Annotated in this window: 19 protein-coding genes; 9 read left to right on the forward strand and 10 right to left on the reverse strand. The window is 70.2% G+C overall.

Annotated elements, in window-relative coordinates:
• Positions 1–12 precede the first annotated feature (12 nt).
• Positions 13–708, forward strand: a complete 696-nt coding sequence (locus MTAB308_RS12105; RefSeq protein WP_077099634.1) for a crotonase/enoyl-CoA hydratase family protein — start codon at positions 13–15, stop codon at positions 706–708.
• A 108-nt stretch (positions 709–816) separates the two neighbouring features.
• Here the strand turns inward: MTAB308_RS12105 and cynS are convergent, their stop codons facing one another.
• From cynS to MTAB308_RS12120, 3 genes are all read right to left on the reverse strand, one after another.
• A complete protein-coding gene (gene cynS, locus MTAB308_RS12110; RefSeq protein ID WP_077099635.1) occupies positions 817–1272 on the reverse strand; it encodes a cyanase in 456 nt (151 codons plus the stop codon).
• Between the two features lie 99 nt (positions 1273–1371).
• On the reverse strand, positions 1372–2067 hold the full coding sequence (locus tag MTAB308_RS12115; protein WP_077100151.1) for a class I SAM-dependent methyltransferase: 696 nt from the start codon (positions 2065–2067) through the stop codon (positions 1372–1374).
• A 5-nt stretch (positions 2068–2072) separates the two neighbouring features.
• On the reverse strand, positions 2073–2588 hold the full coding sequence (locus MTAB308_RS12120; protein ID WP_077099636.1) for a nitroreductase family protein: 516 nt from the start codon (positions 2586–2588) through the stop codon (positions 2073–2075).
• Positions 2589–2691: 103 nt separating this feature from the next.
• On the opposite strand from MTAB308_RS12120, the gene recC reads away from it, so the two are divergent.
• From recC to recD, 3 genes are read left to right on the forward strand one after another with little or no spacing between them, the layout of a single operon-like run.
• Complete coding sequence (recC, locus tag MTAB308_RS12125) at positions 2692–5973, forward strand: exodeoxyribonuclease V subunit gamma (protein ID WP_077099637.1); 3282 nt, start codon at positions 2692–2694, stop codon at positions 5971–5973.
• Positions 5974–9312, forward strand: a complete 3339-nt coding sequence (recB, locus tag MTAB308_RS12130) for an exodeoxyribonuclease V subunit beta (protein ID WP_077099638.1) — start codon at positions 5974–5976, stop codon at positions 9310–9312. It abuts the gene before it with no gap.
• Positions 9309–11042 carry an exodeoxyribonuclease V subunit alpha gene (recD, locus tag MTAB308_RS12135; protein ID WP_077099639.1) on the forward strand — a complete coding sequence of 578 codons (1734 nt, stop codon included), beginning with the start codon at positions 9309–9311 and terminating at the stop codon, positions 11040–11042. Before recB ends, recD begins: the two co-directional genes overlap by 4 nt.
• 44 nt (positions 11043–11086) lie before the next feature.
• Here recD and MTAB308_RS12140 read toward each other — a convergent pair whose 3' ends face one another.
• On the reverse strand, positions 11087–11488 hold the full coding sequence (locus MTAB308_RS12140) for a TA system VapC family ribonuclease toxin (protein ID WP_077099640.1): 402 nt from the start codon (positions 11486–11488) through the stop codon (positions 11087–11089).
• Positions 11485–11712, reverse strand: coding sequence for an antitoxin (locus MTAB308_RS12145; protein WP_077099641.1), 228 nt, complete (start codon positions 11710–11712; stop codon positions 11485–11487). Before MTAB308_RS12145 ends, MTAB308_RS12140 begins: the two co-directional genes overlap by 4 nt.
• Before the next feature lie 81 nt (positions 11713–11793).
• On the opposite strand from MTAB308_RS12145, the gene MTAB308_RS12150 reads away from it, so the two are divergent.
• Complete coding sequence (locus MTAB308_RS12150) at positions 11794–12489, forward strand: TVP38/TMEM64 family protein (RefSeq protein WP_077099642.1); 696 nt, start codon at positions 11794–11796, stop codon at positions 12487–12489.
• An 82-nt stretch (positions 12490–12571) separates the two neighbouring features.
• Here the strand turns inward: MTAB308_RS12150 and MTAB308_RS12155 are convergent, their stop codons facing one another.
• Together MTAB308_RS12155 and MTAB308_RS12160 are read right to left on the reverse strand one after the other, a co-directional pair.
• Positions 12572–13519 (reverse strand): class I SAM-dependent methyltransferase, encoded by a 948-nt coding sequence (locus tag MTAB308_RS12155; RefSeq protein ID WP_077100152.1) that lies wholly within the window; start codon positions 13517–13519, stop codon positions 12572–12574.
• A gap of 2 nt (positions 13520–13521) precedes the next feature.
• On the reverse strand, positions 13522–14463 hold the full coding sequence (locus tag MTAB308_RS12160) for a class I SAM-dependent methyltransferase (protein WP_077099643.1): 942 nt from the start codon (positions 14461–14463) through the stop codon (positions 13522–13524).
• Between the two features lie 119 nt (positions 14464–14582).
• Here MTAB308_RS12160 and MTAB308_RS12165 point away from each other — a divergent pair, with 119 nt between their 5' ends.
• The gene (locus tag MTAB308_RS12165) at positions 14583–16970 is read left to right on the forward strand and encodes a lysylphosphatidylglycerol synthase transmembrane domain-containing protein (RefSeq protein ID WP_077099644.1); all 2388 of its coding nucleotides are present in this window, start codon (positions 14583–14585) and stop codon (positions 16968–16970) included.
• Positions 16971–16976: 6 nt separating this feature from the next.
• On the opposite strand, the gene MTAB308_RS12170 is transcribed toward MTAB308_RS12165, so the two are convergent.
• The gene (locus MTAB308_RS12170; protein ID WP_077099645.1) at positions 16977–19619 is read right to left on the reverse strand and encodes a GH92 family glycosyl hydrolase; all 2643 of its coding nucleotides are present in this window, start codon (positions 19617–19619) and stop codon (positions 16977–16979) included.
• A gap of 155 nt (positions 19620–19774) precedes the next feature.
• Here MTAB308_RS12170 and lpqN point away from each other — a divergent pair, with 155 nt between their 5' ends.
• Both lpqN and MTAB308_RS12180 read left to right on the forward strand, forming a co-directional pair.
• Positions 19775–20443, forward strand: coding sequence for an envelope biogenesis lipoprotein LpqN (gene lpqN / locus MTAB308_RS12175; RefSeq protein WP_077099646.1), 669 nt, complete (start codon positions 19775–19777; stop codon positions 20441–20443).
• A 75-nt stretch (positions 20444–20518) separates the two neighbouring features.
• The gene (locus MTAB308_RS12180; RefSeq protein ID WP_077099647.1) at positions 20519–21004 is read left to right on the forward strand and encodes a hypothetical protein; all 486 of its coding nucleotides are present in this window, start codon (positions 20519–20521) and stop codon (positions 21002–21004) included.
• A 61-nt stretch (positions 21005–21065) separates the two neighbouring features.
• Here MTAB308_RS12180 and MTAB308_RS12185 read toward each other — a convergent pair whose 3' ends face one another.
• Together MTAB308_RS12185 and galT are read right to left on the reverse strand one after the other, a co-directional pair.
• Positions 21066–22154, reverse strand: coding sequence for a galactokinase (locus tag MTAB308_RS12185; protein WP_077099648.1), 1089 nt, complete (start codon positions 22152–22154; stop codon positions 21066–21068).
• Positions 22154–23233, reverse strand: a complete 1080-nt coding sequence (gene galT / locus MTAB308_RS12190) for a galactose-1-phosphate uridylyltransferase (protein WP_425436251.1) — start codon at positions 23231–23233, stop codon at positions 22154–22156. The genes MTAB308_RS12185 and galT overlap by 1 nt, the downstream gene beginning before the upstream one ends.
• A gap of 145 nt (positions 23234–23378) precedes the next feature.
• Between galT and MTAB308_RS12195 the strand changes: the two genes are divergently transcribed.
• Positions 23379–25526 (forward strand): FUSC family protein, encoded by a 2148-nt coding sequence (locus MTAB308_RS12195; protein WP_077099650.1) that lies wholly within the window; start codon positions 23379–23381, stop codon positions 25524–25526.

Genomic DNA, 25526 nt, shown 5'->3' on the forward strand with positions numbered 1-25526 from the left:
AAGGAGCAACCCATGAGCGGTCCGGTGCAGTACAGCCAGAAGGACTCCATCGCGGTCATCCGGATGGACGACGGCAAGGTCAACGCGCTAGGCCCGGCGATGCAGCAGGCCCTGGGCGAGGCGATTGACCGGGCCGACAGCGACAACGCCGGGGCGCTGGTGATCACCGGCAACGAGCGGGTGTTCAGCGGCGGGGTCGACCTGAAGATCCTGACGTCCGGCGAGGCGCAGCCGGCGATCGACATGCTCAGGGGCGGCTTCGAGCTGGCGTATCGGCTGTTGTCGCATCCCAAGCCGGTGGTGATGGCCTGCACCGGCCACGCCATCGCGATGGGCGCGTTTTTGTTGTCGTCCGGCGACCACCGGGTGGCCGCCCACGCCTACAACATTCAGGCCAACGAGGTGGCGATCGGCATGGTCATCCCGTACGCGGCCCTCGAGATCATGAAGCTGCGCCTGACGCAGTCGGCCTACCAGCAGGCCGTCGGGCTGGCCAAGACGTTCTTCGGTGAAACCGCGCTGGCCGCAGGCTTTGTCGACGAGATCGTGTTGCCCGAGATGGTGGTCGACCGCGCCGAAGAGGCCGCGCGCGAATTCGCCGGCCTGCACCGGCACGCCCACGCCGCAACCAAGCTGCGCGCCCGGGCCGACGCGCTGAAGGCCATCCGCGCCGGAATCGACGGCCTGGAGGCCGAGTTCGGGCTCTGACAGCGCGAACGCGGTGACCGGGAAAACACCTGGCCACCGCGTTGCTCGCCTCCTCGCGGCCAGTGTGGCACGGACGCGGCGCGCCGTCACTTCACCTTTGCGGGGTGATCACCCGTCTGCCGAGACCCATTGGTAGGGCAGGAACTTCCCGTCGAACGTCACCACGACCCGGTCGCCCGACGAATGCGGCTTCTTCTGCAGGTCGACGCTGAAGTTGATCGCGCTCATGATGCCGTCGCCGAACTGCTCGTGGATCACTTCCTTGATGGCACCGCCGTACACCTGCAGCGCCTCGTAGAAGCGGTAGATGGTCGGGTCGGTCGGCACCGCGGTGGGCAGGCCGCCGCGCATCGGCGGCGCCGCCAGCACGGGCACCGCCGACTCGTCGAGGCCGAGCATCCGCACGAGAACCTTGCCGAGGTCGGCGGGTATGGGGTGCTGGCCGAGCAAGGCCGACGTGGTCCACAGCACCGGCCTGTCGATCGCGTCGGCCAGCTCCTGCCAGGTCAGCCCCTTCGCCAGCCGCGCGACGACGATCCGTTCGGTGAGTTCGTTTCTCGACATGTCATCAGCATCGCACCGCTGAACGGTGGCCGCAGGGCGTGGCCGTCACCCCGGTTTCGCCGCGGTGACCAGGCGCGTCGAAATCCACGGTCCGCCGTATCACATGCGCCATCCGAGGTTGCGGCGCTTGACGTTTCGCCATCCCAACTCGCGCAGCCGCGCGGCGTGCTGACGGGTCTCCCAGAGGTCGGCGATGGCGAGCCGACCGCCCGGGCGCAACACGCGAACCGCTTCGTCCAGCGCCTGGCGGCGGCCGGCGCGGGTCGGGATGTTGTGGATCGCCAGGTTGCTGACGACGACGTCCACGCTTTCGTCGGGCAGCGGCAGGGCCGTCATGTCGGCGGTGCGCACCTCGACGCGGTCCGCGACGCCCTCCAGCGCCGCATTGGCCAACGTGGCCTCCCGCGAGTTGTCGGTCTGGTCCGCATGCCACAGGTCGACGCCCGTCGCGCGACCCCTGGGCAGCCGCTTGGCGGCCGCGAGCAACACCGCACCGCGCCCACAGCCGAGGTCGAGCACCGTTTCGTCGCCGCGCAGCCGCAGCCCGTCGAGCACCCGGTCCCACACCACGAACTTGCCCGACCGCGTCGCGTAGACGTAGGACGCCAGCGCCGCGAGCAGGGCGACGGCCCAGCCCCCGGTCACCGCCGCCGTCACCCTGCGGCCGCGCGCCCGGCTGATGCCCGCCCACACCGCCAGGCCGACGGCCTGGGCCACGACGCCGATCGCCTGCCCGCGCGCCGAGATGGTCTTGAACGAGCCGTCGATTCCGTAGTCGCCGCGGTGATCGTGCACGCCGCTCACCACCGCCCGCGGTGCACGACCTCGGCATAAGGCCGTCGATCCGGCTTGCGGATCGGCACGAGCGGACGGTCGGCGGGATAGCCGATGCCCAGCAGGAACGCCACCTGGTGATCCTCGGGCACACCGAGGATGGCGCGCGCCTTGTCCTGATCCCCCACCGACGAGTGGCCGGTGCCGATGCCCAGGTCGGTGGCGGCGATCATCATCGCCATCGTGGCCTGCCCGACGTCGTAGTTGTCGGTGACCAGCCTGCGCTCGTCCGGTGGCACCGGCACCACGATCGCGATCGCTGCGGCGGCCGTGGCGATGTGCCCGGCGCCCCGCCAGACCGTGGACAACTCCTGCAGCTGGGCCGGATCGGTGACGATCACGAAGTCCCACGGCTGCCGGTTTTTCGCCGACGGCGCCCGCCAGCCCGCCTCGGCGATGCGGTCCAGGTCGGATTCCGGCACCGGCTCCGGCTTGTATTGCCGCACATTGCGCCGCGCGCAGATCGCGTCCCAAGCTTCCATCCCGATTCCTCTCGTTCCTGCCTCATGCTGCCACCACCGACGAACGGCATGTCGGCGCACAATCATCCCGCCCGTCGGTGCGGCGTTCTATGGTGGCAGCGCAATGGCCCTCCATCTCCACCGTGCCGAACGCACCGACTCACTCGCCGACGGTCTCGGCGCCCTGTTGGCCGACCCGCCGGCCGACCCGTTGGCCGAGGAGCTGGTGCTGGTCCCGGCGCGCGGCGTGGAACGCTGGCTCAGCCAGCGGCTGTCGCACGCGCTGGGGTGCCGGCCCGGCGCCGGGGACGGGGTGTGCGCGGGGGTCGCGTTCCGCAGCCCGGCCTCGCTGATCGCCGAGATCACCGGCACCCTCGATGACGATCCGTGGTCACCCGAGGCGATGACGTGGCCGCTGTTGGAGGCCATCGACGCCAGTCTGGACGAACCGTGGTGCCGAACGCTCGCAACGCATTTGGGCCACTTCGACACGGGCGAGGAGGCGGAGCTGCGCCGGGCCCGGCGGTATGCCACCGCACGCCGGCTGGCGGGCCTGTTCGCCTCCTACGCGCGCCAGCGTCCGCAACTGCTCAGCGACTGGTTGGCCGGCGATGCCGGAGACCTCGACCCCGACCTGCGCTGGCAGCCGGAGCTGTGGCGGGCGCTCGTCGAGCGGGTCGACGCCGACCCCCCGCACGTCCGCCACGACAAGACGGTCGCGCGGTTGCGGCAGGGGCCCAGCGACCTGCCGGCGCGGCTGTCGCTGTTCGGGCACACCCGGCTGGCCTCCACCGACGTGCAGCTGCTCGGCGCGCTGGCCAGCCACCACGATCTGCACCTGTGGCTGCCGCACCCCAGCGACGAGCTCTGGCACGCGCTGGCCGGCGCCCACGGCACCATCCCCCGCCGAAGGGACGTCAGCCACCGGGACGTCTTCCACCCGTTGCTGGCGACGCTGGGAAGGGACCTTCGCGAGCTGCAGCGCAGCCTCCCCACGGATCCGCGAACCGACGAGTATCTTCCCGGCCGGACGCGCCCCGACACGCTGCTCGGCTGGCTGCAATCCGACATCGCCGCCAATGCCGTTCGGCCACAAGGGCGCAACCTCGCCGCGGATGACCGTTCCGTCCAGATACACAGCTGCCACGGCCCGGCCCGGCAGGTCGATGTGCTGCGCGAGGTGCTGCTCGGCCTCCTGCAGGACGACCCGACGCTTCAGCCGCGCGACATCCTGGTGATGTGTCCGGACATCGAGACCTATGCCCCGCTGATCGTCGCGGATTTCGGGCTCGGCGACGTGGTGCACGGCGCGCACCCCGCGCACCGGCTGAGGGTGCGCCTCGCGGACCGGTCGCCGACCCAGACCAATCCCCTGCTCGGCCTGGGCGCGCAGTTGCTGGCGCTGGCCGGCGGCAGGGTGAGGGCCAGCGAGGTGCTCAACCTCGCCGAGGCCGCGCCGGTGCGCGCCCGCTTCGGCTTCACCGACGACGACCTGGAGGCCATCACCCGTTGGGTCCGGCAGGCGAACATCCGGTGGGGTTTCGACCAGGAGCATCGGCGGCCGTACCACGTCGACTTCGTGCACAACACTTGGCGTTTCGGCATCGACCGCGTGCTGGCCGGAGTCGCGATGTCCGAGGATTCGCATGCCTGGATCGAGTCCACACTGCCGCTCGACGACGTCAGCAGCAACCGCGTCCAGTTGGCGGGCCAGTTCGCCGAATTCGTCGACCGGCTGCAGCGCGTGGTCGACTCGCTCAGCGGGGCGCGGCCGCTGCGGCGGTGGCTGGCGGCCCTGACCGACGGCATCGCCCTGCTGGCGCACGTCGACGATGCGGACCTGTGGCAAACCAGCCAGCTGCACCGCGAATGCGCGCGGGTATTGGCCGACGCCGGCCCGCGGGCCGACACCTCGCTGCAGCTGCCCGACATCCGGGCGCTGCTCGACCGGCACCTCGCCGGGCGCCCGACGCGGGCCAACTTCCGCACCGGCACGCTGACCGTGTGCACCATGGTGCCGATGCGTTCGGTGCCGCACCGGGTGGTCTGCCTCGTCGGGCTGGACGACGGCGTGTTTCCGCGCCTGGGTGTCGTGGACGGTGACGACGCGCTGGCCCGGGACCCGATGACCGGTGAACGCGATATCCGTTCCGAGGACCGGCAATTGCTGCTGGACGCCATCGGCGCGGCCACCGAGCACCTGGTGATCACCTACACCGGCGCCAACGAGTATTCCGGCCAGCCGCGCCCGCCCGCCGTGCCGCTGGCCGAACTGCTCGACACCCTCGAGATGACCGTGCCGAGCGAAAGGCGGGGCCAGATCCGCGAGCGCGTCGTCGTCCAGCATCCGTTGCAGCCGTTCGACATTCGCAACGTCATCCCCGGACGGCTGGTGCCGGAGGTTCCGTTCACCTTCGACCCCACGGCGCTGCGGGCGGCGCGGGCCGCGACGGGTAAACGCGGCGAGGCGGCCCCGTTCATCTCCGGACCGCTGCCGCCACCGCGCGCCGACGACGTGATCCTCGCCGACCTCGTCGGCTTCTTCAAGGACCCGGTGAAGGGCTTCTTCCGTGCGCTGGACTTCACGCTGCCGCGGGACGTCGACGGCGTGCAGGACGCCATGCCGGTCGACATCAACAGCCTGGAGGAGCGGACGGTCGGCGACCGCATGCTCGGCGACATCCTGCTCGGGATGACGCCGGACGACGCGCGGCAGGCCGAGTGGCGCCGGGGCACGCTGCCGCCGGGCCAACTGGGCTGGCGCAAGGCGGCCGAGGTTCGCGACCAGGCCGCGCTGCTGGCGGCCGCCGCCCAGCAGCACCGGCGGGCGGAGGCCCGGGCGTACGACGTCGACATCGATCTGGGCTCCGGTCGACGGCTCGCGGGTACGGTGTCGCCGGTGTACGGGGAGCGGCTGGTGTCGGTGACCTATTCCAAGCTGGATGGCAAGCACCTGCTCGAGTCGTGGATTCCGTTGCTGGCGTTGATCGCTCACGACCCGGCCGGCGACTGGTCGGCGGTGTGCATCGGCCGCCGCAAGCGGGGCACCGGCCCGCGGGTGGAGGGGCTGGGGCGGCCAAGCGATGACGCCGCCGGGATATTGCGCGATCTGGTGGCGATCTACGACGCGGGGCGCCGGGAGCCGATTCCGTTGCCCATCAGGACGTCCTACGCCTGGGCGGCCGCACGCCACTGCGGCGACGACCCGGAGCGCGAGGCGGAATATCGGTGGAAGTGGGAGGACGAGGAGCCGGCGCACGTGCGGGCCTGGGGCAGGAAGGCGCGACTGGCCGACCTCATGCAGCCGCTGCGACCGGGCGAGGAATGCGACGGCGAGGACCACCGGCTCGGCGCCTACGCCGCCCGGCTGTGGCTGCCGATGCTGCGCGCCGAGCGGAGGCCCTAGATGAGCCCGGTGACCGAGCGCTTCGACCTGCTGGGTGCGCTGCCCGCCCGGCGTTCCACCACCGTGCTGGAGGCCAGCGCCGGCACGGGCAAGACGTTCGCGCTCGCCGGCCTCGTGACCCGCTACCTCGCCGAGGGCGAGGCGACGCTCGACCAGATGCTGCTCATCACGTTCGGCCGGGCCGCCAGCCAGGAGCTGCGGGAGCGCGTCCGCTGCCAAATCGTCGAGGCGGTTGCCGCTTTCAATGATTTCTCGGATTCCGCGGACCCTTCGGCGGCCGGCGACAACGAGCTGGTGGCCTACCTGCTGGACGCCGACGAGCAGGAGCGCGACCTGCGCAAGCAGCGGCTCCGCGATGCGCTGGCCGGTTTCGACGCGGCGACGATCGCCACCACCCACCAGTTCTGCCAACTGGTGTTGCGCTCGCTCGGCGTGGCCGGCGACACGGCGGGCGGTGTCACGCTGCTGGAGAGCCTCGATGAGTTGGTCGTGGAGATCGTCGATGACCTGTACCTCGCCCACTTCGGACAGGAACGCGAAGACCCGGTGTTGGTGTATCGCGACGCGCTGCGGCTGGCGCGCGAGGTGGCCAACAACCCCTCCGCGCAGCTGCGCCCCCGCGACCCCGAACCCGGTTCGCGGGCCGCGGTCTGCGTCGGCTTCGCGGAAGAGGTTCTCGCCGAGCTGAATACGCGCAAGCGCCGGCTGGGCGTCCTGGGCTACGACGACCTGCTGATCCGGCTCGCCGACGCGCTGGCCACCGACGAATCCCCGGCCCGGATCCGAATGCACCGGCGCTGGCCCATCGTGATGGTCGACGAGTTCCAAGACACCGACCCGGTGCAATGGAAGGTCATCGACCGCGCGTTCAGCGGGCGCTCCACCGTCGTCCTGATCGGCGATCCGAAGCAGGCGATCTACGCGTTCCGCGGCGGCGACATCGTGACGTATCTGCAGGCGGCCCAGGCGGCGGGTGAGAAGAAGACGTTGGGCATCAACTGGCGCAGCGATTCCGCGCTCGTCGAGCGGCTGCAGGAGGTCTTGCGCGGTGCGCAGCTCGGCGACCCCACGATCGTGGTCAACGACGTCGACGCCTACCACCGGGGGCATCGGCTGGCCGGCGCGCCGCGAAACGATCCCTTCCGGTTGCGCGTGGTGCCGCGAAAGGCCTTGGGGCGCAGGGGTCTGGCGAACATGCCGATCGACGAGTTGCGCGAGCACATCGGCGCCGACCTGGCCGCCGACATCCGCGCACTGCTGGCCAGCGGCGCGACGTTCGGCGGCGAGCCGCTGCGGGCCCGCGACGTCGCCGTCATCGTGGAGAGGCACGAGGATGCCGCCGCTTGCTTCAGGGCGCTCTGCGACGCCGGCGTCCCGGCGGTCTACACCGGCAACACCGACGTGTTCGCCTCGGAGGCCGCCGCGGACTGGCTTTGTCTGCTGGAGGCGTTCGACCAACCACACCGTCCGGGCATGGTGCGCGCCGCGGCGGCGACCATGTTCTTCGGTGAGACCGCGGCATCGCTGGCCGCCGGCGGCGATACGCTGACCGACCGGGTCGCGGAAACGTTGCGGGAATGGGCGGGCCACGCGCGGGAACGGGGGGTTGCCGCCATCTTGGAGGCCGCGCAATTGCGGGGCATGGGCGACCGCCTGCTCTCCACCCAGGGCGGCGAGCGGCACATGACCGACCTGGCGCACGTCACGCAGTTGCTGCAGGACGTCGCGCACCGCGACCGGTACGGTCTGCCGGCACTTCGCGACTGGCTGCGCAGGCAACGCGACGAGCGCAGCGGCGCACCCGAACGCAACCGGCGACTGGACAGCGACGCGGCCGCCGTGCAGATCATGACGGTCTACGTGAGCAAGGGCCTGCAGTACCCGATCGTGTATCTGCCGTTCGCATTCAACCGCAGCGTCCAGAAACGCGACATCGTGCTGTTCCATGACGGCCAGGTGCGCTGCCTGCACGTCGGCGGCAACGACAGCCCCGACTTCCCCACGGTTGAAACGCTGGGCCGCAGGGAGGATGCCGGCGACGCCAGCCGGTTGACGTATGTCGCGCTGACGAGGGCGCAGACGCAGGTGGTGGCGTGGTGGTCGCCGGCCTACTACGAGCCCAACGGCGGCCTGTCCCGGTTGCTGCGCGGCCGTCGGCCCGGCGAGTCCCTGGTACCCGACGAATGCGAACCGGCCAGGATCTCCGACGAGGACGCGATGGCCCGGTTCCGCGAGTGGGAGGCGTTGGGCGGCCCGGTGATCGAGGAGTCGGTGGTGGTCGCGGCCCCCGCGCTGGGGCCGGCGCCGGTGCCGACGGGGATCGGCAGCCGCCATTTTCACCGCGGCATCGACACCGGCTGGCGGCGCACCTCCTATTCCGGTCTCATCCGGGCGGCGGAGACCTCCGCGGCCACCGGGGTGAGCAGCGAGCCCGAGGTCACCGAGCTCGACGACGAGGCCGGCGATATCGCGTTGAGCCAGGCCGCATCCGGGCCGGACGTGCCATCCCCGATGGCGGACCTGCCCATGGGCGCGAAGTTCGGCACGCTGGTGCACGCCGTGCTGGAGACCGCCGACCCCTTGGCGTCCGACCTGGCCGCCGAGCTTGCGGCACAGATCCGGAAGCACTCGGTATGGTGGCCGGTCGCCGTGGCGCCGGAGGTGCTGGCGGAGGCCATGGTGCCGCTGCACGACACCCCGCTGGGCCCGCTGGCCGACGGTTTGACGCTGCGACAGATCGGGCTGCCGGATCGGCTGCGGGAACTCGACTTTGAGTTCCCCCTGGCCGGCGGCGATCGTCGCTCCGCCGCGCCCGAGCTTCGGCTGGCGGACGTGGGGACGCTGCTGCGCCGGCACCTGCCGACCGATGACGCGCTGGCGCCGTATGCCGATCGGCTGGCGGGCCACGCGCTCGGCGGGCAGCCGTTGCGCGGATACCTCACCGGCTCGGTCGATGCCGTCCTGCGCGTCCCCGACGGTGCGGGGCGTCGCTATCTGGTGGTGGATTACAAGACCAACTGGCTCGGCGATCCCGAGCGGCCCCTGACGTCCGCCGACTACGACCGGGGGCGGCTGGCCGAGGCGATGCTGCATTCGGATTATCCGCTGCAGGCGCTGCTGTATTGCGTTGTGCTGCATCGGTTCTTGCGGTGGCGGGTCCCAGGCTACGACCCGGCCCGGCACCTCGGCGGTGTCCTCTACCTGTTCGTGCGCGGGATGTGCGGCGCCGAGACACCGGTGATCGACGGGCACCCGTCGGGGGTGTTCAGCTGGCGGCCGCCCGCGTCGCTGGTTGCGGCGTTGTCGGACCTGCTCGATGACCCGAGGGCCGTCGCGTGACGGTCGAGGCGATCGGCGCCGCGGGGAGGCTGCGGGAATTCGGCGCCGCCGGCATCTTCGAGGCGGCGGACGTCCATGTGGCGCAGCGGCTTACGGCGCTCGCCGGCGAGCCGGATGAGCGGGTGGCGCTGGCGATCGCCCTGGCGGTGCGCGCGCTGCGCGGCGGCTCGGTGTGCGTGGACCTGCGGATGGTGGGGGCTCAGATCGGCATCGCCGGCCTGCCGTGGCCCGAGGCCGAGGAATGGATGGCCGCGGTGCGGGCGAGTCGGTTGCTCGGGTCACCGCCGGTGCTGCGGCTGTTCGGTGACCTGTTGTACCTGGACCGGTACTGGCTCGAGGAAGAGCAGGTGTGCGCGGACCTGCTCGCGCTGTCCGTGCCGGCGGCGACGGGTCGGACGCCGCCGTTGCAGCGCCTTTTCCCGCCGGGCTATGAAGAACAGCGCGCTGCCGCCGAAATCGCGCTGTCGCAAGCGGTTACGGTGCTCACCGGTGGACCCGGCACCGGCAAGACCACCACGGTGGCGCGGCTGCTGGGGCTGCTGGCCGAGCGGGCCGAGCTCAGCGGCGCTCAGCGGCCGCAGATCGCCCTGGCCGCACCGACCGGCAAGGCCGCGGCGCGGCTGGCCGAGGCCGTCGCCGCCGAGGTCGGGAACCTGGACGCGGTGGACCGGGCGCGGCTGGCCGGCCTGCAAGCGACGACGCTGCACCGGCTGCTGGGCTCCAGGCCGGATACCTCCGTGCGGTTCAGACACAATCGCGGCAATCGGCTGCCGCACGACGTCATCGTCGTCGACGAGACGTCGATGGTGTCGCTGACGATGATGGCGCGGCTGCTGGAGGCGGTGCGGCCGGACACCCGGCTGATCCTGGTGGGCGACCCCGACCAGCTGGCCTCGGTGGAAGCCGGCGCCGTGCTGGCGGATTTGGTCGAAGGGTTGACCGCTCGTCACGACGTGCGGGTCGCCGCCCTGCGCACGCCGCACCGGTTCGGCGAATCGATTGGCGCACTGGCCGAAGCGATCCGCATCGGCGACGCGGACCGCGTGCTGGCCCTGCTGCGCGCCGGCGGTGAGCATATCGAGTGGGTGGACTCCGACGGACCCACCGACCGGCTGCGTGGGGTGTTGACCGGGCACGCGTTGCGGGTGCGGGAGGCCGCGGTGCTCGGCGCGGCCGAGGTGGCCTTGGCGACGCTCGACGAGCACCGCCTGCTGTGCGCGCACCGGCGCGGGCCGTACGGGGTGTCGCAGTGGAACCGGCAGGTGGAGCGCTGGCTCTCCGAGGAGACGGGTCAGCCGGTGTTCTCTGATTGGTACGTCGGTCGGCCGCTGCTGGTGACGGCCAACGACTACGGGCTCAAGGTCTACAACGGTGACACCGGGGTCGTCGTCGCCGGCCCGGACGGATCACAAGACGCCTTGCGGGCGGTGATCGCCGGCGCCACGGAAACCCTGGATTTCGCGACGAGCCGCCTCAGCGATATCGAGACGATGCACGCGATGACGATCCACAAGAGCCAGGGCAGCCAGGCGGCCGAGGTGACGGTCCTTATGCCGCCGGAGGATTCGCGGTTGCTGACCCGCGAGCTGTTCTACACCGCGGTGACCCGGGCCAAGGTGAAGGTGCGGGTGGTCGGCGCGGAGGCGTCGGTGCGCGCCGCGATCGAGCGGCGGGCGGTGCGGGCGAGCGGGCTGCGGCAGCGGTTGCAGCCCGCAGTGGCCGCAACGTGAGTGCGCAACGCCGATCGCACACCGGCCAATGCGGCCACCGGACGTCAGGTTCTCGTGGGAACGAGGATGGCGACATCGCGGTGTAGGTGCGCCAAGCCGCCTTCGAACGTAGCCAACTGCCCGTTGTGACCTCGCGCGAGCTGGGCAAGGTAGGCATCCGTCACCTGTCGGTGACCGACCACGCCATTAAGGTCCACACCGGCGAAAGACACGCTATCGGGCCAAAACTCGTGGCGGTCGGCCTCCGCGACGGCGCTGACCACCGCCCGGGCCAAGGCCGCGGATTGCCCCATCCGCACCAGAAATCGGACAAGGCTTCCCTGGGTGATCGGGCACGTCGCAAATTTGGCCTCCGATGCCGACAGCCACCCCACCGCGCAGTCATGGTGCACATGCTCGGCGACGACCAGTGCGATGAGCATGTTCGCGTCGAGCAGCGCCGTCACTCCTCATCCTCCAACGATCGGACGTCCTCCGATGTGACGACCGTCCCGACACGCACCAGCGGCAACCCGGTCCTGCGGTCTCTGGAGATCGGGGCGGTGCTACCCGCGCCAAGACCGCGTCGCATGAGGTCGGCTACCGTCTCGCTCAGCGTCCGGTGGGTGTCCCGTGCGATCGCGGACGCCTGTTTATGCAGGTCGTCGGGGAGATCGATGGTGGTGCGCACACCCCATCCTATCATCGGTGCATCATGATGCATTGATGCGCCGGCGGCGGTCACGACGGGTACGGAAGAATCGCGGTCACCATGACCGACGGCGACGGCTCGGCACCGACCTCCCGGCGGCGCCACATCGCGCGGCTCGCGGTGTTCGCCGCCTTCCTGGCCGCGATGTTCTACCTGGTGGCCGTCGCACGGGTGATCGACATCGAGGTGGTGCGGCGCGCGGTCGCGGCGACCGGTCCGGCGGCGCCGCTGACGTACGTCGTGGTGTCGGCCGTCCTGGGCGCGCTGTTCGTGCCCGGCTCGATCCTGGCCGCCGGCAGCGGAATGCTGTTCGGTCCCCTGCTGGGCGTGTTCGTGACGCTGGGTGCGACGGTCGGCACCGCTATGGTTGCCAGCCGCGTCGGGCGCCGCGCCGGCCGGGACAGCGGGCGGGCCCTGCTGGGGACGCAACGCGCCGACCGCATCGACGGGCTGGTCCAACAGCGCGGACTGTGGGCGGTCGTGGGGCAGCGGTTCGTCCCCGGCATCTCCGATGCGCTGGCCTCCTATACGTTTGGGGCATTCGGAGTCCCGTTGTGGCAGATGGCCATTGGCTCCCTCATCGGTTCGGCGCCGCGGGCGTTCGCCTACACGGCGCTCGGCGCCTCGATCGGGCATCTGTCGTCGCCGCTGGCGTATGCCGCGATCGCGGTGTGGTGCGTGAGCGCCATCGTCGGCGCGTTCGCGGCGCGGCGCGGATACCGACATTGGCGCGGGCACGCCAGCGGCAGGCGCTGAGGGTTCAGCCCGGTCGTATGCCTAGCGGTTGCGAGCTTTCAAGCCGTTTCTCGAGGCAGCCGCGCGCTCGGTGCAGACGCGGCTAGCTCCCGCTGCGCTGCGCGGCCACGAACAGGTTCCCCGGGACCTGGTCCTCGACCTCTTTCGGCGCCCCGCGGCCGTAGCCGGCCATCAGCTCGTCGGACGGCGTCACCGTCACGTCCCAGCCGTGGCGGCGAAACCAGGCGCCGACGTCCTCGCGCTCCTCGAAGTACCACAACTCGTCGGTGCGCGGGATCTCGCGGCCGGGGTCCACCTTGGCCGTCAGTGCGCGAATGCGCTCCATCCGCTCGCGCCGCCTGGCGCGAAACCCGGGGTCGAGGAACTTCGGACCCAGCGCCTCCACTGCGACCCGGCTGCCGGGCGCGGTGAGCTCCTGGACGCGTTCGAACAGTAGCTCCTGGGCCACGGCAGGCAGATAGGGCATCAGCCCCTCCGCCGACCAGACGCTGGGCGCCGACGGGTCAAATCCCGCCCGCCGCAACGCCTCCGGCCAGTCCTGCCGCAGGTCGACCGCGACCGCGACCCGGTTGCAGGCGGGCTGGGCGCCGTGCTCGGTCAGCGTCGACAGCTTGAACTCCAGCACCCTGGGCTGGTCCAGCTCGTAGACCGTGGTGCCGTCGGGCCAGGGCAGCCGCCAGGATCGCGCGTCCAGCCCCGCCGCCAGAATCACCGCCTGGCGGATGCCGGCCTTTGTCGCGTCGAGGAAGAACTGGTCGAAAAACGCCGTCCGCGAAGCCATGTAGCCGACCATCGCCCTCATCTGCAGCGGCAGCGAGGGTTCGGCCTCGATCAGCTCGGGCGGCAGCGCAGGAGCCGAGTGCCAGTTCCACACCCCGTCGCCGACCGCGTCGAGGAAGACCTGGGCGAACGGGTCGGAGATCAACGGGTTCTCGCTGCGGGTTTCGGCCGCCCGCGCCGAGGCGACGCCCAACGCCGTGGCGCCCACGCTTTCGGTGATCTCCCAAGTGTCGTTGTCGGTTCGGGCCACGGTCACTCCTTCTCGGCGGCCACGAAAAGCGTCTTGGGGGCGGCGTCCTCGACGCCCTGCGGGGGCTTGCGGTCGTAACTGGCCATCAACTCCTCGGCCGGCGTCACCGTGACGTCCCACCCGTGCCGGGCCAACCAATCCCCGACGTCCTCGCGCTCCTCGAAGTACCACAGGTCGTGGACGTCGGGGATGTCGCGATCCGGCTGGAGCTTGGCCATCAGGTCGCGCACCCGCTGCATGTCCGCACGCCGCTTTTCGATGGCGGCCTCGTCGAGGAAGTCGGGGCCGGGGGCCTCCACCGCGATCCGGCTGCCCGCGGCGCCGAGCGCATCGACGCGCTCGAACAGCAACTCCTGGGCGGCCGCCGGCAGGAACGGCAGCAGACCCTCGGCCGACCAGGCGCTCGGCAGCGAGGCGTCAAAACCGGCCTCGCGCAACGCGGCCGGCCAGTCGTGGCGCAGGTCGATCGGGACGTGCACCAGGTTGCACGTCGGCAGCGCGCCGTTGTCCCGCAGCGTCGAGGACTTGAATTCCAGCACCCGAGGTTGGTCGAGTTCGTACACCGTCGTGCCGTCGGGCCAGGGCAGCCGCCACGCCCGCGAGTCCAGGCCGGCCGCCAGGATCACCACCTGCGACGCGCCCGCGCGCGTCGCGTCGAGAAAGAACCGATCGAAAAACGACGTCCGGGCGGCCATGTAGTCGACCATTCCCTGCATCCGCGGCTTGAGGTCGGGTTCGGCCTCGGCGATCTCGGCGGGCAGGTCCGGCGCCGCGAACCAGTTCCACATGCCCTCGCCCGCGGCGTCGAGGAAGACCCGCGCGAAAGGATCGCTGATCAGCGGATTTTCGCTCTCGGTCTCCGCCGCCCGGGCCGCGGCGACGCCCAGTGCCGTGGCGCCCACGCTCTCGGTGATCTCCCAGGTGTCGTTGTCGGTTCTGGCCACCTCATGTCCTCCAATTCGCTAGCACGACTACCTACCCGACCGTACGCGCGCCGGATGTGAGGACGCTGTCCGCCGAGTTCATCCACCCTGGCCCGGAAGTATCCGGTTAAGGTCTCGACATGCGAGTTGACGGGCGCGACATCAGCGTTTCGGGCAACTTGCTGCAACCGCTGACCCGGCGGACCAACGACATCCTGCGACTCGCCGCGTCGGTGGTCTTCTTCGCGATCGTGATCGCGGGTTCGCTGATCACCCGGCCGCAGTGGCTCGCGCTGGAGCGGTCGATATCGGAGATCGTCGGCGTGTTGACCCCCACCCAGTCGGATCTCGTGTACCTGGTGTACGGCATCGCGATCCTGGCGCTGCCGTTCGCCATCCTCATCGGTCTGGTCGCCGGGCGGCAATGGAAGCTGCTCGGCGCCTATGCGGCCGCCGGTCTCATCGCGGTCCTTTCGCTCTCCATCGGCGGCAACGGCATCTCGGCACCCCGCTGGCATTTCGACCTGACGGACCGGCCGCAGACCGCGCTGGCGCAGATCCTCGACGACCCACGGTGGATCGCGATGCTCGCCGCGGTCCTGACCGTGTCGGGTCCCTGGCTGCCCGCGCGCTGGCGGCACTGGTGGTGGACGCTGCTGCTGGCCTTCGTGCCGATCCACCTCTTCGTCAGTGCGATCGTCCCGGCGCGCTCCCTGTTGGGGCTGGCGGTCGGCTGGTTCGTCGGCGCGCTGGTGGTCCTGGTGGTCGGCACTCCGGCCCTCGAGGTGCCGCTGGAAGGCACGGTGCGCGCGCTGGCCAAGCGGGGATGCGTGGTCTCGCGACTGCAAGTCGTGCAGCCCGCCGGACCCGGCCCGCTGGTCCTGTCTGCCGCGTGCGAGGACTCCGGTGCGGACCCCGAATCGGCCCTGATCGAGTTGTACGGCCCGCATCAGCGCAGCGGCGGCGCCCTGCTTCAGGTTTGGCGGAAACTGCGGCTGCGGGCCAGGGAAACCGCGCCGCTGGTGGCGTCGATGCGCCGCGCCGTCGAGCACCGGGCGCTGCTGGCCATCGCCGTCAGCGACGTGGGCCTCGCCAACACGTCGACGATCGCCGTCGCCAGCCTCGACCGGGGCTGGATGCTGTACGCGCACAAGCCCGTTCGAGGGATTCCGCTCGACCAATGCGCGAAGACGACCCCCGTTGACCGGGCCTGGAAGTCGCTGCGAGAGCTCAACGACCACCAGATCTCCCACGGTGACCTGCGTGCCCGGGAGATCACGGTCGACGGCGGCACCGTGCTGTTCGGCGGGTTCGGCAACGCCGAGTACGGGGCCACCGAAACCCAGCTCCAATCCGATATCGCCCAACTGCTGGTGACGACGTCGGCGCTGTACGACGCGAAGTCCGCGGTGGCCGCCGCGATCGACGCATTTGGCGAGGACACCGTGCTGAGCGCTTCGCGCCGGCTCACCAAATCGGCGGTGCCCAAAAACATCCGGCGGTCGGTCACCGGCTCTGGCGCCGTGATCTCCGGCGCCCGTGCTGAGGTGAAACGGCAGACCGGTGCGGACCAGATCAAAACCGAGACGATCACCCGGTTCACCCGACGGCAGGTCATTCAGTTGGTGCTGCTCGTCGCGCTGGTCTATGTCGCCTACCCGTTCATCAGCACCGTGCCGACGTTCGTTTCCCAAGTGAGCAAGGCGAACTGGTGGTGGGCGTTGCTGGGCTTGGCGGTATCGGCACTGACATACGTGGGCGCGGCGGCCGCGTTGTGGGCGAGCGCCGACGAGTCGGTGGTCTTCTGGAAGCTGTCAATCGCTCAGGTGGCCAACACCTTTGCCGCAACCACGACGCCCGCCGGCGTCGGAGGACTGGCGCTCAGTACGCGGTACCTGCAGAAGGGTGGAGGGCTGTCCCCCGTGCGCGCCACCACCGCGGTGGCGCTGCAGCAGGTGGTGCAGGTGATCATGCACCTGGTGTTGCTGATCTTGTTCAGCACGGTCGCGGGTGCGTCGATGGACCTCTCGCACTACGTTCCCAGCGCCACGGTGCTGTACCTGATCGCGGGCGTGGCGCTGGGCATCGTCGGTACCTTCCTGCTGGTGCCGAGGCTGCGGCGCTGGCTGGCGACGGATCTGCGCCCGCGGCTCAAGGAGGTGATCGGCGACCTCGCCGAGGTTGCCCGCGAACCGAAACGATTGGGGCTGATCGTACTCGGTTGCGCCGGAACGACTCTCGGTGCCGCACTCGCGCTGTGGACCAGCGTGGAAGCCTTCGGCGGGGGTGCGACGTTTGTCACGTGCACCGTGGTGACGATGGTCGGCGGGACGCTGGCGTCGGCGGCCCCGACGCCCGGCGGTGTGGGCGCGGTGGAGGCGGCGCTGATCGGTGGCCTGGCCGCCTTCGGCGTACCCGCGGCCACCGGCGTGCCGTCGGTGCTGCTGTATCGCGTGCTCACCTGCTGGCTACCGGTATTCGTCGGCTGGCCGGTGATGCGATGGTTGACCGAGAACGAGATGATCTGACCGCGGTCACGGTTCCTCGGGCTCGGCCCTAACGACGACGAAAACGACTGACTTCCTGGCGGTTTCGCCGACCGTGGTGGTGAGGAACACCGCGTAATACTCCTCGGGCACCGACTGCGCCACCGTGATCGCGACGTCGACCGAGGCCGATCCGTCGGCGCCGAATTGTCCCGACGCCGGCGCCACGGTGATCCCGGGATCGGAGGAACTACCGATGATGCCGTAGCCGCCGGCGCCGTCGATCATCCGTTGCGCGTCGAATTTCACGGTTCCGGTGTGCCCCGGTTGGAGCCGCAGGATGGGTTGCGGCGCGTTGACGGTCACCGCCGAACTTCCCGCACCGAACGACGGCGGCGCGGAGGACTCGGCGGTGCCCCAGACCTTGTTGGGGTAGGCGGCGAGGGAGAACGCGACCTCGCCGCCGGCGCGGATGATCGACTCCGGCAGCCAGGTGCGATCGGTGGCCCGCCCGTCGACGCTCAGACCGCCGACGTATTTCAGGTGGCGGGGCCCCGACGCGCCCGGGGCGGACATCCGAATGAATTTCCCGCCGGGAAGGGCGATGACGATCCGATCGAACAGCGGCGCGGACACCGTCAGGATCGGCGTTGCCGGCGTGCTCGGGTACAGGCCCAGGGCGGCCCAGACGTACCAGCTGGACATCGCCCCGAGGTCGTCGTTGCCCGGCTCGCCGTCGGGCTTCGGCCCGAACAGCCCGCGCACCCGGTCGACGGTGAGCTGGGTCTTCCACGGTTGGCCGACGTAGTTGTACAGCCAGGGCACCCCGAATCCCGGCTCGTTGCCGGCCCACAGGTAGGGCGCGTCCGGGCCGACGTTGAGCTTCGTGGTGAAACGGTCGAGCCGGTCGGCCACCGCCGCGCGGCCGCCGAGCGCGGTCACCAGGCCGGCGACGTTATGCGGCACCCACCACACGTATTGCTCGGCGTTTCCCTCGTCGTATCCGTCCTGGCCGAAAAGCGAAGGGGACAAGAAGAACCCGGGTCCCTCGCGGAAGAATCCCATCGCGCCGCGGGGCGCGACGAAATCGGTGCTGGGATTGAACAGGTTCTGCCAATACTGCGCCCGGGTCTGGAATCTGGCCGCGGTCGCGGCGTCGCCGAGCGCGTCGGCGAAGCGGGAAATCGCGAAGTCGTCGACCGACCACTCCAGCGTGATGGACGCGTCGACGATCTTGTCGCCGCTTCGGAAGTCCGGCGTGTGCGGCGCGTACCCCAGCGCCAGGTAGGTGGCGATGCCGGGCCGCTCCACGTAGCCGCCCCGGCCGACCCCACCCTTGGTCGCCCCGTCGACCATGTAGCGCAGCGCGGTCTGGACGTCAAAGTCCTTGCCCCCGTAGGCGTAGAGGTTCACGATGAGCGGGACCACGCTATCGCCGCTCATCTCGCCGGTCGCCGAATTGGCCAGCGCCCAACGGGGAAACGAGCCGCTCTGCTCGGCGTCGTTCACCAGCGACTGCGCCATGTCGCCGGCCCGCTTGGGAAAGAGCAGTCCCTGCAGGGCGGCCAGGCTCCGGTAGGTGTCCCAGTCCGAGAAGTTCGCGTACTGAGTGCGCCCGTTTTCCACCCGGTGGATCACGCTGTCGAATCCGATGTAGCGCCCGTCGGCGTCGTTGAAGGTGTTGGGGTGCAACAGGGAGTGGTACAGCGACGTGTAGAAGGTATCCACGCTGCCGACGTTGCGGCCCGCCACCTCGATACACGACAACGTGGCGTTCCACTCGGCTGCCGCGGCGGCGCGCACGGCGTCGAAACTCCTCCCGCCCTCGGCCTCCAGGTTCGCGCGCGCCCCGTCGATGCCGACGTAGGAGATCGCCGTGCGCACCTCGACCGCCGAGCCGGCGGGGAACTCCACGTACCCCCCGCTGTAGGGCGACGCCGCACCGCGGGCGCCGGGGTACACCGAATAGCCGTCCCAGGAGCCGTAGGACGTGAACGGCCGGCTGAACTTCATCGCGAAGTACACCGTGTAGGTGTTCGGTTTATCGCAAAATCCTCCGCTGGTCGCCCATCCGGTGATCGTGGTGTTGTCCTCGATCTGGATGCTCGCGCGCGAATTTCCCGCCAGCGAAGCGCCGGAACGGACGTGTAGCAGGGCGGGCCGACCGTTGTGCGGGTAACGGAACCGGCCGACGCCGGTGCGCGTGGTCGCGGTCAGTTCCGCGGTCACGCCGGTGTGTGGGAACCGCACGGTGTAAAAGCCCGGCGCTCCTTGCTCGCTGTCGTCGTGCGCGATCTCTTCCCAGGCGTTCCATGGCTGCCCGCCGATCGGCGTGGTGGTCGGCAGCATCGAGATGTCACCGAACGCGGCGCAGCCCACCGAGGCGTGGGTCATGCTGAAGCCGGTCGAGCGCGGGTTGTCGTAGTTGTAGCCGGCGTAGTTGCCGACGGTGTCCGGCGAGTACTGCACCATCCCGAACGGCACCGTGGCGCCGGGGAAGTTGTTGATCTCCCCCACCGTCTCGCCGCCCGTCCCGGTCCCGATGAGCGTGTCGACGTGGGCGACGGGGTTGGTGACCAGCTGCGGCTCTCCGTCGTAGGCAATCGGCGGGGCCGCCGCGATGAAGGTCAGCAAGACGGCAGTCGCAGCGAGCAACGCGATGAGGGCCCTGCGGGGGGCACGTGATCGCATAGCTGTCTCTTACTGCATCACCGCCTCGTTGCGGTGCGTTTCGCGCGTGCCGGTAGGTCTCAATTTTGGCTAGCAACTTTTGGGCCCCGACTTCGGCTAGTCTCATTCAGCGTGGCTGGCGCTGGTGTCGGCCCAAAATTCGGGAGATTTGATCGATGAAACAGTTGACCGCAGCAACCATTACCGTCGCGCTGAGTGTCGCGCTCGTGGCATGCGGCTCCAGCAACAAGTCATCGCCGTCGACATCGACATCGACATCCACGTCGACCTCGACCACAACTTCGAAAACCTCCGCGACGCCGAGCGCGCAGGGCGGCCCGACGATCGCCGACTACGTCCGCGACAACCACATCACGGAGACTCCCATCCACCACGGCGATCCCGGCCCCAACGTCGATCTGCCGGTGCCCGCGGGTTGGCAGATCAACCAGAACTCGGGCACGTCCTACGGCGGCATAGTGCTGTCGCAGCCGGCGAACCCGTCCGATCCACCCACCGTCTCGGCGCTCTACTCGAAACTCACCGGTGACGTCGACCCGGCGAAGATCATCCAGTACGCCCCCAACGAGCTGATCGGCCTCCCCGGCTACCAGGGCAGCGGTAACGGCAAGGCCTCCACGCTCGCCGGATTCCAGGCCTGGCAGCTGGGCGGCACCTACCAACGGGACGGCAAGACGCGCGCCGTCGCCCAGAAGACGGTGGTGATTCCCAGCCAGGGTGCGGTGTACGTGCTGCAGCTCAACGCCGACTCGCTGGAAAGCGACCAGGGTCCGTTGATGGACGCCACCAACATCATCGACGACCAGACGACCATCACCCCCTGACCACTGACCGCCTTTCGGGGCGTCGCGGCCGCGAATCGTTGCGCCGCGGCGCCCCGTTGGCCTTACGGTGTTGACATGGCAGAACAGTCGCATGCGATAGACGCCGGGCACCCCCCGTCGGCACTACTGCGTCTCGTCAACCCCGTCCTGGGTTTCCTGCTGCGCACCCCGCTTGCCGGGCCCGCGCGCAAGCAGCTGATGGTGTTGAGCTTCACCGGCCGAAAGACGGGGCGGCCGTACACGATTCCCTTGAGCGCTCACCTGATCGACGGCGAGCTTTATGCGCTGACGGGCGCCTCGTGGAAGCAGAACTTCCGCAACGGCGCGCCGGCGCAGGTGGTCTACGACGGCAAGACGACGGCCATGCGCGGTGAGCTCATCCGCGACCGCGAAATCGTCTCCGGCCTGTACCACCGCTGCGCCGAGTCCTATGGACTGCAGCGCGCACAGCGGATGATCGGATTGAAATTTCGCGACCCGCGCATACCGTCCCGCGAGGAGTTCGCGGAGGCCGTCGACCGGATGCACCTTGCGGCGGTCCGGTTGACTCCGGGTGGCTAGCGCCCCGGCGCGCGCACGCGTGCGCTGAGCAACGCGCCGGCGGCCTGGGGAAATTGCCGACTCATCCGGGGCCGGCGCCGGCGGCGGCACGGGTTCGGGTGACGACCGGCCGCGGATGTCCCGCGCTCAGCAGCGTCCGTCGCAGCGTCTGCGCGACGGCGTCCGCCCGGGTGTCGGGCACGAGCGCGATGACACAGCCGCCGAATCCGCCGCCGGTCATCCGGGCGCCGAAAGCCCCCGCCCGCACCGCGGTGTCGGCGATCAGGTCGATATGTTCGGTGGTGATATCGAAGTCGTCGCGCATGGAGACATGCGAGGCGGTCAAGATGCGGCCGGCTTCAACGAAGTCCGAATCACCGATTGCCGCAACGAAATCCAAAACCCTGCCGTTCTCGTTGAGCACGTGGCGGGCACGGCGGGCATCGATCGGGTTGTGGATCGCGTCCAACTCCGCGCGCCCGCGATCCCAGACGTCACGCAACGATGACGCCCCCAGGGCGGCGGCGGCTCGCTCGCACGACGCGCGCCGGGCCGCATACTCGCCGCCGACGTGGCGGTGGGGCGCCCGGGAGTCGATCAACAGCAGCACCACACCGTGCCCGTCGGGATCGAAGGTCACCGGGGCGACGGTGAGGTCGCGAAAGTCGATCAGCAGCGCGTTCGACGGCTGCCCGAAAAGCGAGGCCAGCTGGTCAAGCAAACCCGTTGGGGCGCCGACATACTCGTTCTCGGCGCGCTGGGCCAGCCGCGCCTGCTCGATGCGGTCCATCTCGACGCCCGCGGCCGAGGCGATCGCACCCAGCACCGCGCACTGAAGCGCCGCCGAGGACGACAGCCCGGACCCCATTTCCACGTCGCTGGTGATCGACATCGCGCCGCCCGGCACCGGGTGACCCGCCTGGCGCAGCGCCCACACCACCCCGGCCACGTAGGCGGCCCAGTCGGTCACCTGCCCGGGAGCGGTGGCCAGTGGAAACCGCACCGCGCCGTCCGCGCGCAGGCTGCCCACCGTGATGGTGTCGCCCCCGTCGGGGGTGAAGGTCACCACGGTGCGCTGCGGCAGCGCGATCGGCAACGCGAACCCGAGGTTGTAGTCGGTGTGCTCACCGATCAGGTTGACCCGCCCGGGAGCGGCGTAGCGGACCGTCATCAAAGCTCCCGCAACCGCTGCGCCACGGCTTCGGGGGTGACGTCGCTGATGAACGCGTCCATCGCCGATTCGGAGGCCGCCAGGTACTTGAGCTTGGTCGCGCTGCGCCGGATCGACATCAACTCGATGTGGAAGTAGCCGTCGTCCTGGGCTGGCGTGTCGGCGAACTGGTGCAGCGCCGAAATATACGGCAGCGGGCAAGGATACATCCGGTCGAACCGCCCCAGCACGTCGAGGTAGACCCGCACCAACCCGTCGCGCTCGTCGTCGTCGAGTTCGACAAGGTTGTGCACGAACCTGTTCGGGTAGATGTGCACCTCGACCGGCCAGCGCGCCGCGAACGGCACGAACGCCGTGAACAGCTCGGTGCGCGCGACGATGCGAGCGCCGTCGGCGGCCTCGCGCGCCAGCAGGTCGGCAAAGAGGTTGGCGCCGTGGCACCTGCGGTGTTCGCGGGCCTGCGCCAGCATGGTCGCCGTGCGCGGCGTCAGGAACGGATAGCCGTAGATCTGACCGTGCGGATGGGTCAGCGTCACCCCGATCTCCTCGCCGCGGTTTTCGAAGCAGAACACCTGCTCGACGCCCGGGGTGGCCATCAGCTCGGCGGTGCGGTGCCGCCACGCCTCGACGACCAGCCGGGCATGCGCCTGTTGCAACGCCGCGAACGACCCGGTGTGGTCGCTGGAAAAACAGATCACCTCGCAGCGGCCACGCGCGGGAGCGGACACGAACCCGGCATCGGGGGGCAGCGACACCGGCTGTCCGGCGCCCGAGAGGCTGGGGAACCGGTTTTCGAACACGACGACGTCGTAGTCCGGGGCCGGCACCTCACTGGTCAGTCCGGTCGGGCCGGGACACAGCGGGCACTGGTCGGCGGGGGGCTTGTAGGTGCGGTCCTGGCGCAGCGCAGCGACGATCACCCACTGCCCCGTCGACCGGTCGAAACGCAACTGCGACCGGTCCGGGTCACGCGGCGGCAGCGGCCTGCGGTCTTCGACCGGCGCCGGGCGGTGGCCCGGCAGCGCGAAAAACAGGAGGTCACGGCCGTCGGCCAGCTTTGCCCGCGTCGGCGCTGTCACGACGTCGAACACTAGCTTGGCCGGTGCGGCGCCGTTCGGGTAACCATGGGGTGTCCCGCAGACGAGAGGTCAGGAGATCACCGTTCTCTACGAAAGAGCCCGAAACTGGTGGATCGGGTCGGATCCCGGCCTGCTGCGGCTCCGGATGGCGACGCGGACGACGGCCGCGCTGGGCTGTTCGCTGCTGATCATGTACCTGGTGACCAGGGCGGCGGGGCAGCCCCTGACGGTCGCCCTGCTCGGCGTCGTCATCACCATGGTCGCGTCGCGATCCGTCAACGAGCCCGACCTCCGCCAACAACGCATCACTATGGCGCTGCTGCCGCTGCCCGCCGCGCTGTCCATCACCGCCGCCGCGCTGCTCGCCCCGTACGCTATCCCCAGCGACGTCGTCTTCGTCGCCATCGTCTTCACCGCGGTGTACATCCGCCGCTTCGGCGCCCGCGGCAGGGCGCTGGGCATGGTCGCGTTCATGTCGTATTTCTTCACTTTGTATCTGCGAGCGCGGATTTCGGAGTTGCCCTGGTTGATCGGGGCCGTGGTGGTCGGAACGCTGTGCACGTACGTGATGAGTACCTACGTTTTGCCCGACCGGCCCGAACGCGTGCTGCGGGCCACCGTTCGGGCGCTGCGGGCCCGGATGGCCATCGTCGTCGACACCACCGCCGAGGCGGTGGGTACCGGCCGCCTCGACGAACGGCGTCGCCGCCGCATGCGCGCCCGCACCATCCGGCTCAACGAGACCGCCCTGATGGTGCAGGGTCAGATCGAGGACAAGGCCGACCCCGCCATGCTGTGGCCCGGGGTCAGCAGCGAACAGCTGGCCCCCTGGCTGTTCGACGCCGAGCTGGCCATCGAATGGGTCGCCACCGCGGGCCGGCGGGCGGCCGCGCTGTCCGCCGACTTGCCGCCGGCCACCCGCGCCGAACTGGTCGCGGCGCTCACCCAGCTCGCGCGGGCGATGCGCACGGCGGAGGCCGGCGGCCTGCGTCGGGCGGCGGACCGGGCGCAACGGATCCTCGACCGGCAGAGCCCCACGGCCGCGCGGGACGACGACCCGGGCGAGGCCGCCGTACGCCGCCTCGCCCTGGCGATCGTCAACGCCGCGTCGGCGACCGCGGAGGTCCGGGCGATCGTCGAAGGCGCCGCCGCCGGGAAAGCCGGCGCCCTGCGGGACGACGAGAGCGTGCCGCCGCCCGCGCCGGAAGCCCCGGCCCCGGACGCCGCCGAGGAGGGGCTACGGCCGACTACCCGCCAAGCCATCCAGGTGAGCGTCGCCGCATCGCTGGCCATCGTCGCCGGTGAGCTGGTGTCGCCGGCGCGCTGGTATTGGGCCGTGATTGCGGCGTTCGTGATCTTCGCGGGCACGAACTCCTGGGGCGAAACCCTGACCAAGGGTTGGCAGCGGCTGCTGGGCACCATCCTGGGCGTGCCCTGCGGCGTGCTGGTGGCCACGCTGTTCGCCGGGGACACGAGGGCCGCGCTGGTCGCGATCTTCGTGTGCCTGTTCTGCGCCTTCTACTTCATGACCGTCACCTACAGCCTGATGACGTTCTGGATCACCACGATGCTGGCGCTGCTGTACGGGCTGCTGGGCCAATTCTCGTTCGGCGTGCTGATGCTGCGCATCGAAGAAACCGCGATCGGTGCCGTCATCGGTGTGACCGTGGCAATCCTGGTGCTGCCCACCAACACTCGGACCACCATCCGGAACGACACCCGCACCTTCCTGACGGCATTGTCGGCGCTGATCGAGATCTCCACGGCCACCATGTTCGGCGAGGAGCAGACCGCGAGCCCGACCGAGCAGGCACGCCAGCTCGACCGGGCGCTGCAGCAGTTCCGGATCAGCGCCAAGCCGCTGTTGGCCGGGGTCGCCGGGTTCGCCGGGCGGCGAAGCATCCGGCGCGGCCTGCGGATATTCGCCGCGTGCGATCGTTACGGGCGAAGCTTGGCGCGCAGCGCCGAGCAGTACCAGGACGCGGCCGGCTCCTCGCCGGAGCTGGCCGACGCGTTCATGGCGGCCGCCGCGCAGACGCAGCGGAACATCGAGGCGCTGGTTGCGGCCATCGGCGGTGCACACGCGCCGACGATCGTGTCGGTGACCGACGACCTCGACACCGCCGAGACCCTGGCCCGGCAGCAGGACGGCGAGGGCGCACCGCGCCCCGACACCCGGCGGTTCCTCACCGCGGTGCACGCGCTTCGCCAGATCGAGCGGGCCATCACCACTGCGGCCACCGACCTTGGCGCCCGCGACAACCCGAACGTGCCCAGCCCGGTCGCGAGTTGA

This window comes from Mycobacterium terramassiliense, assembly GCF_900157385.1.
Taxonomy (GTDB): Bacteria; Actinomycetota; Actinomycetes; order Mycobacteriales; family Mycobacteriaceae; genus Mycobacterium; species Mycobacterium terramassiliense.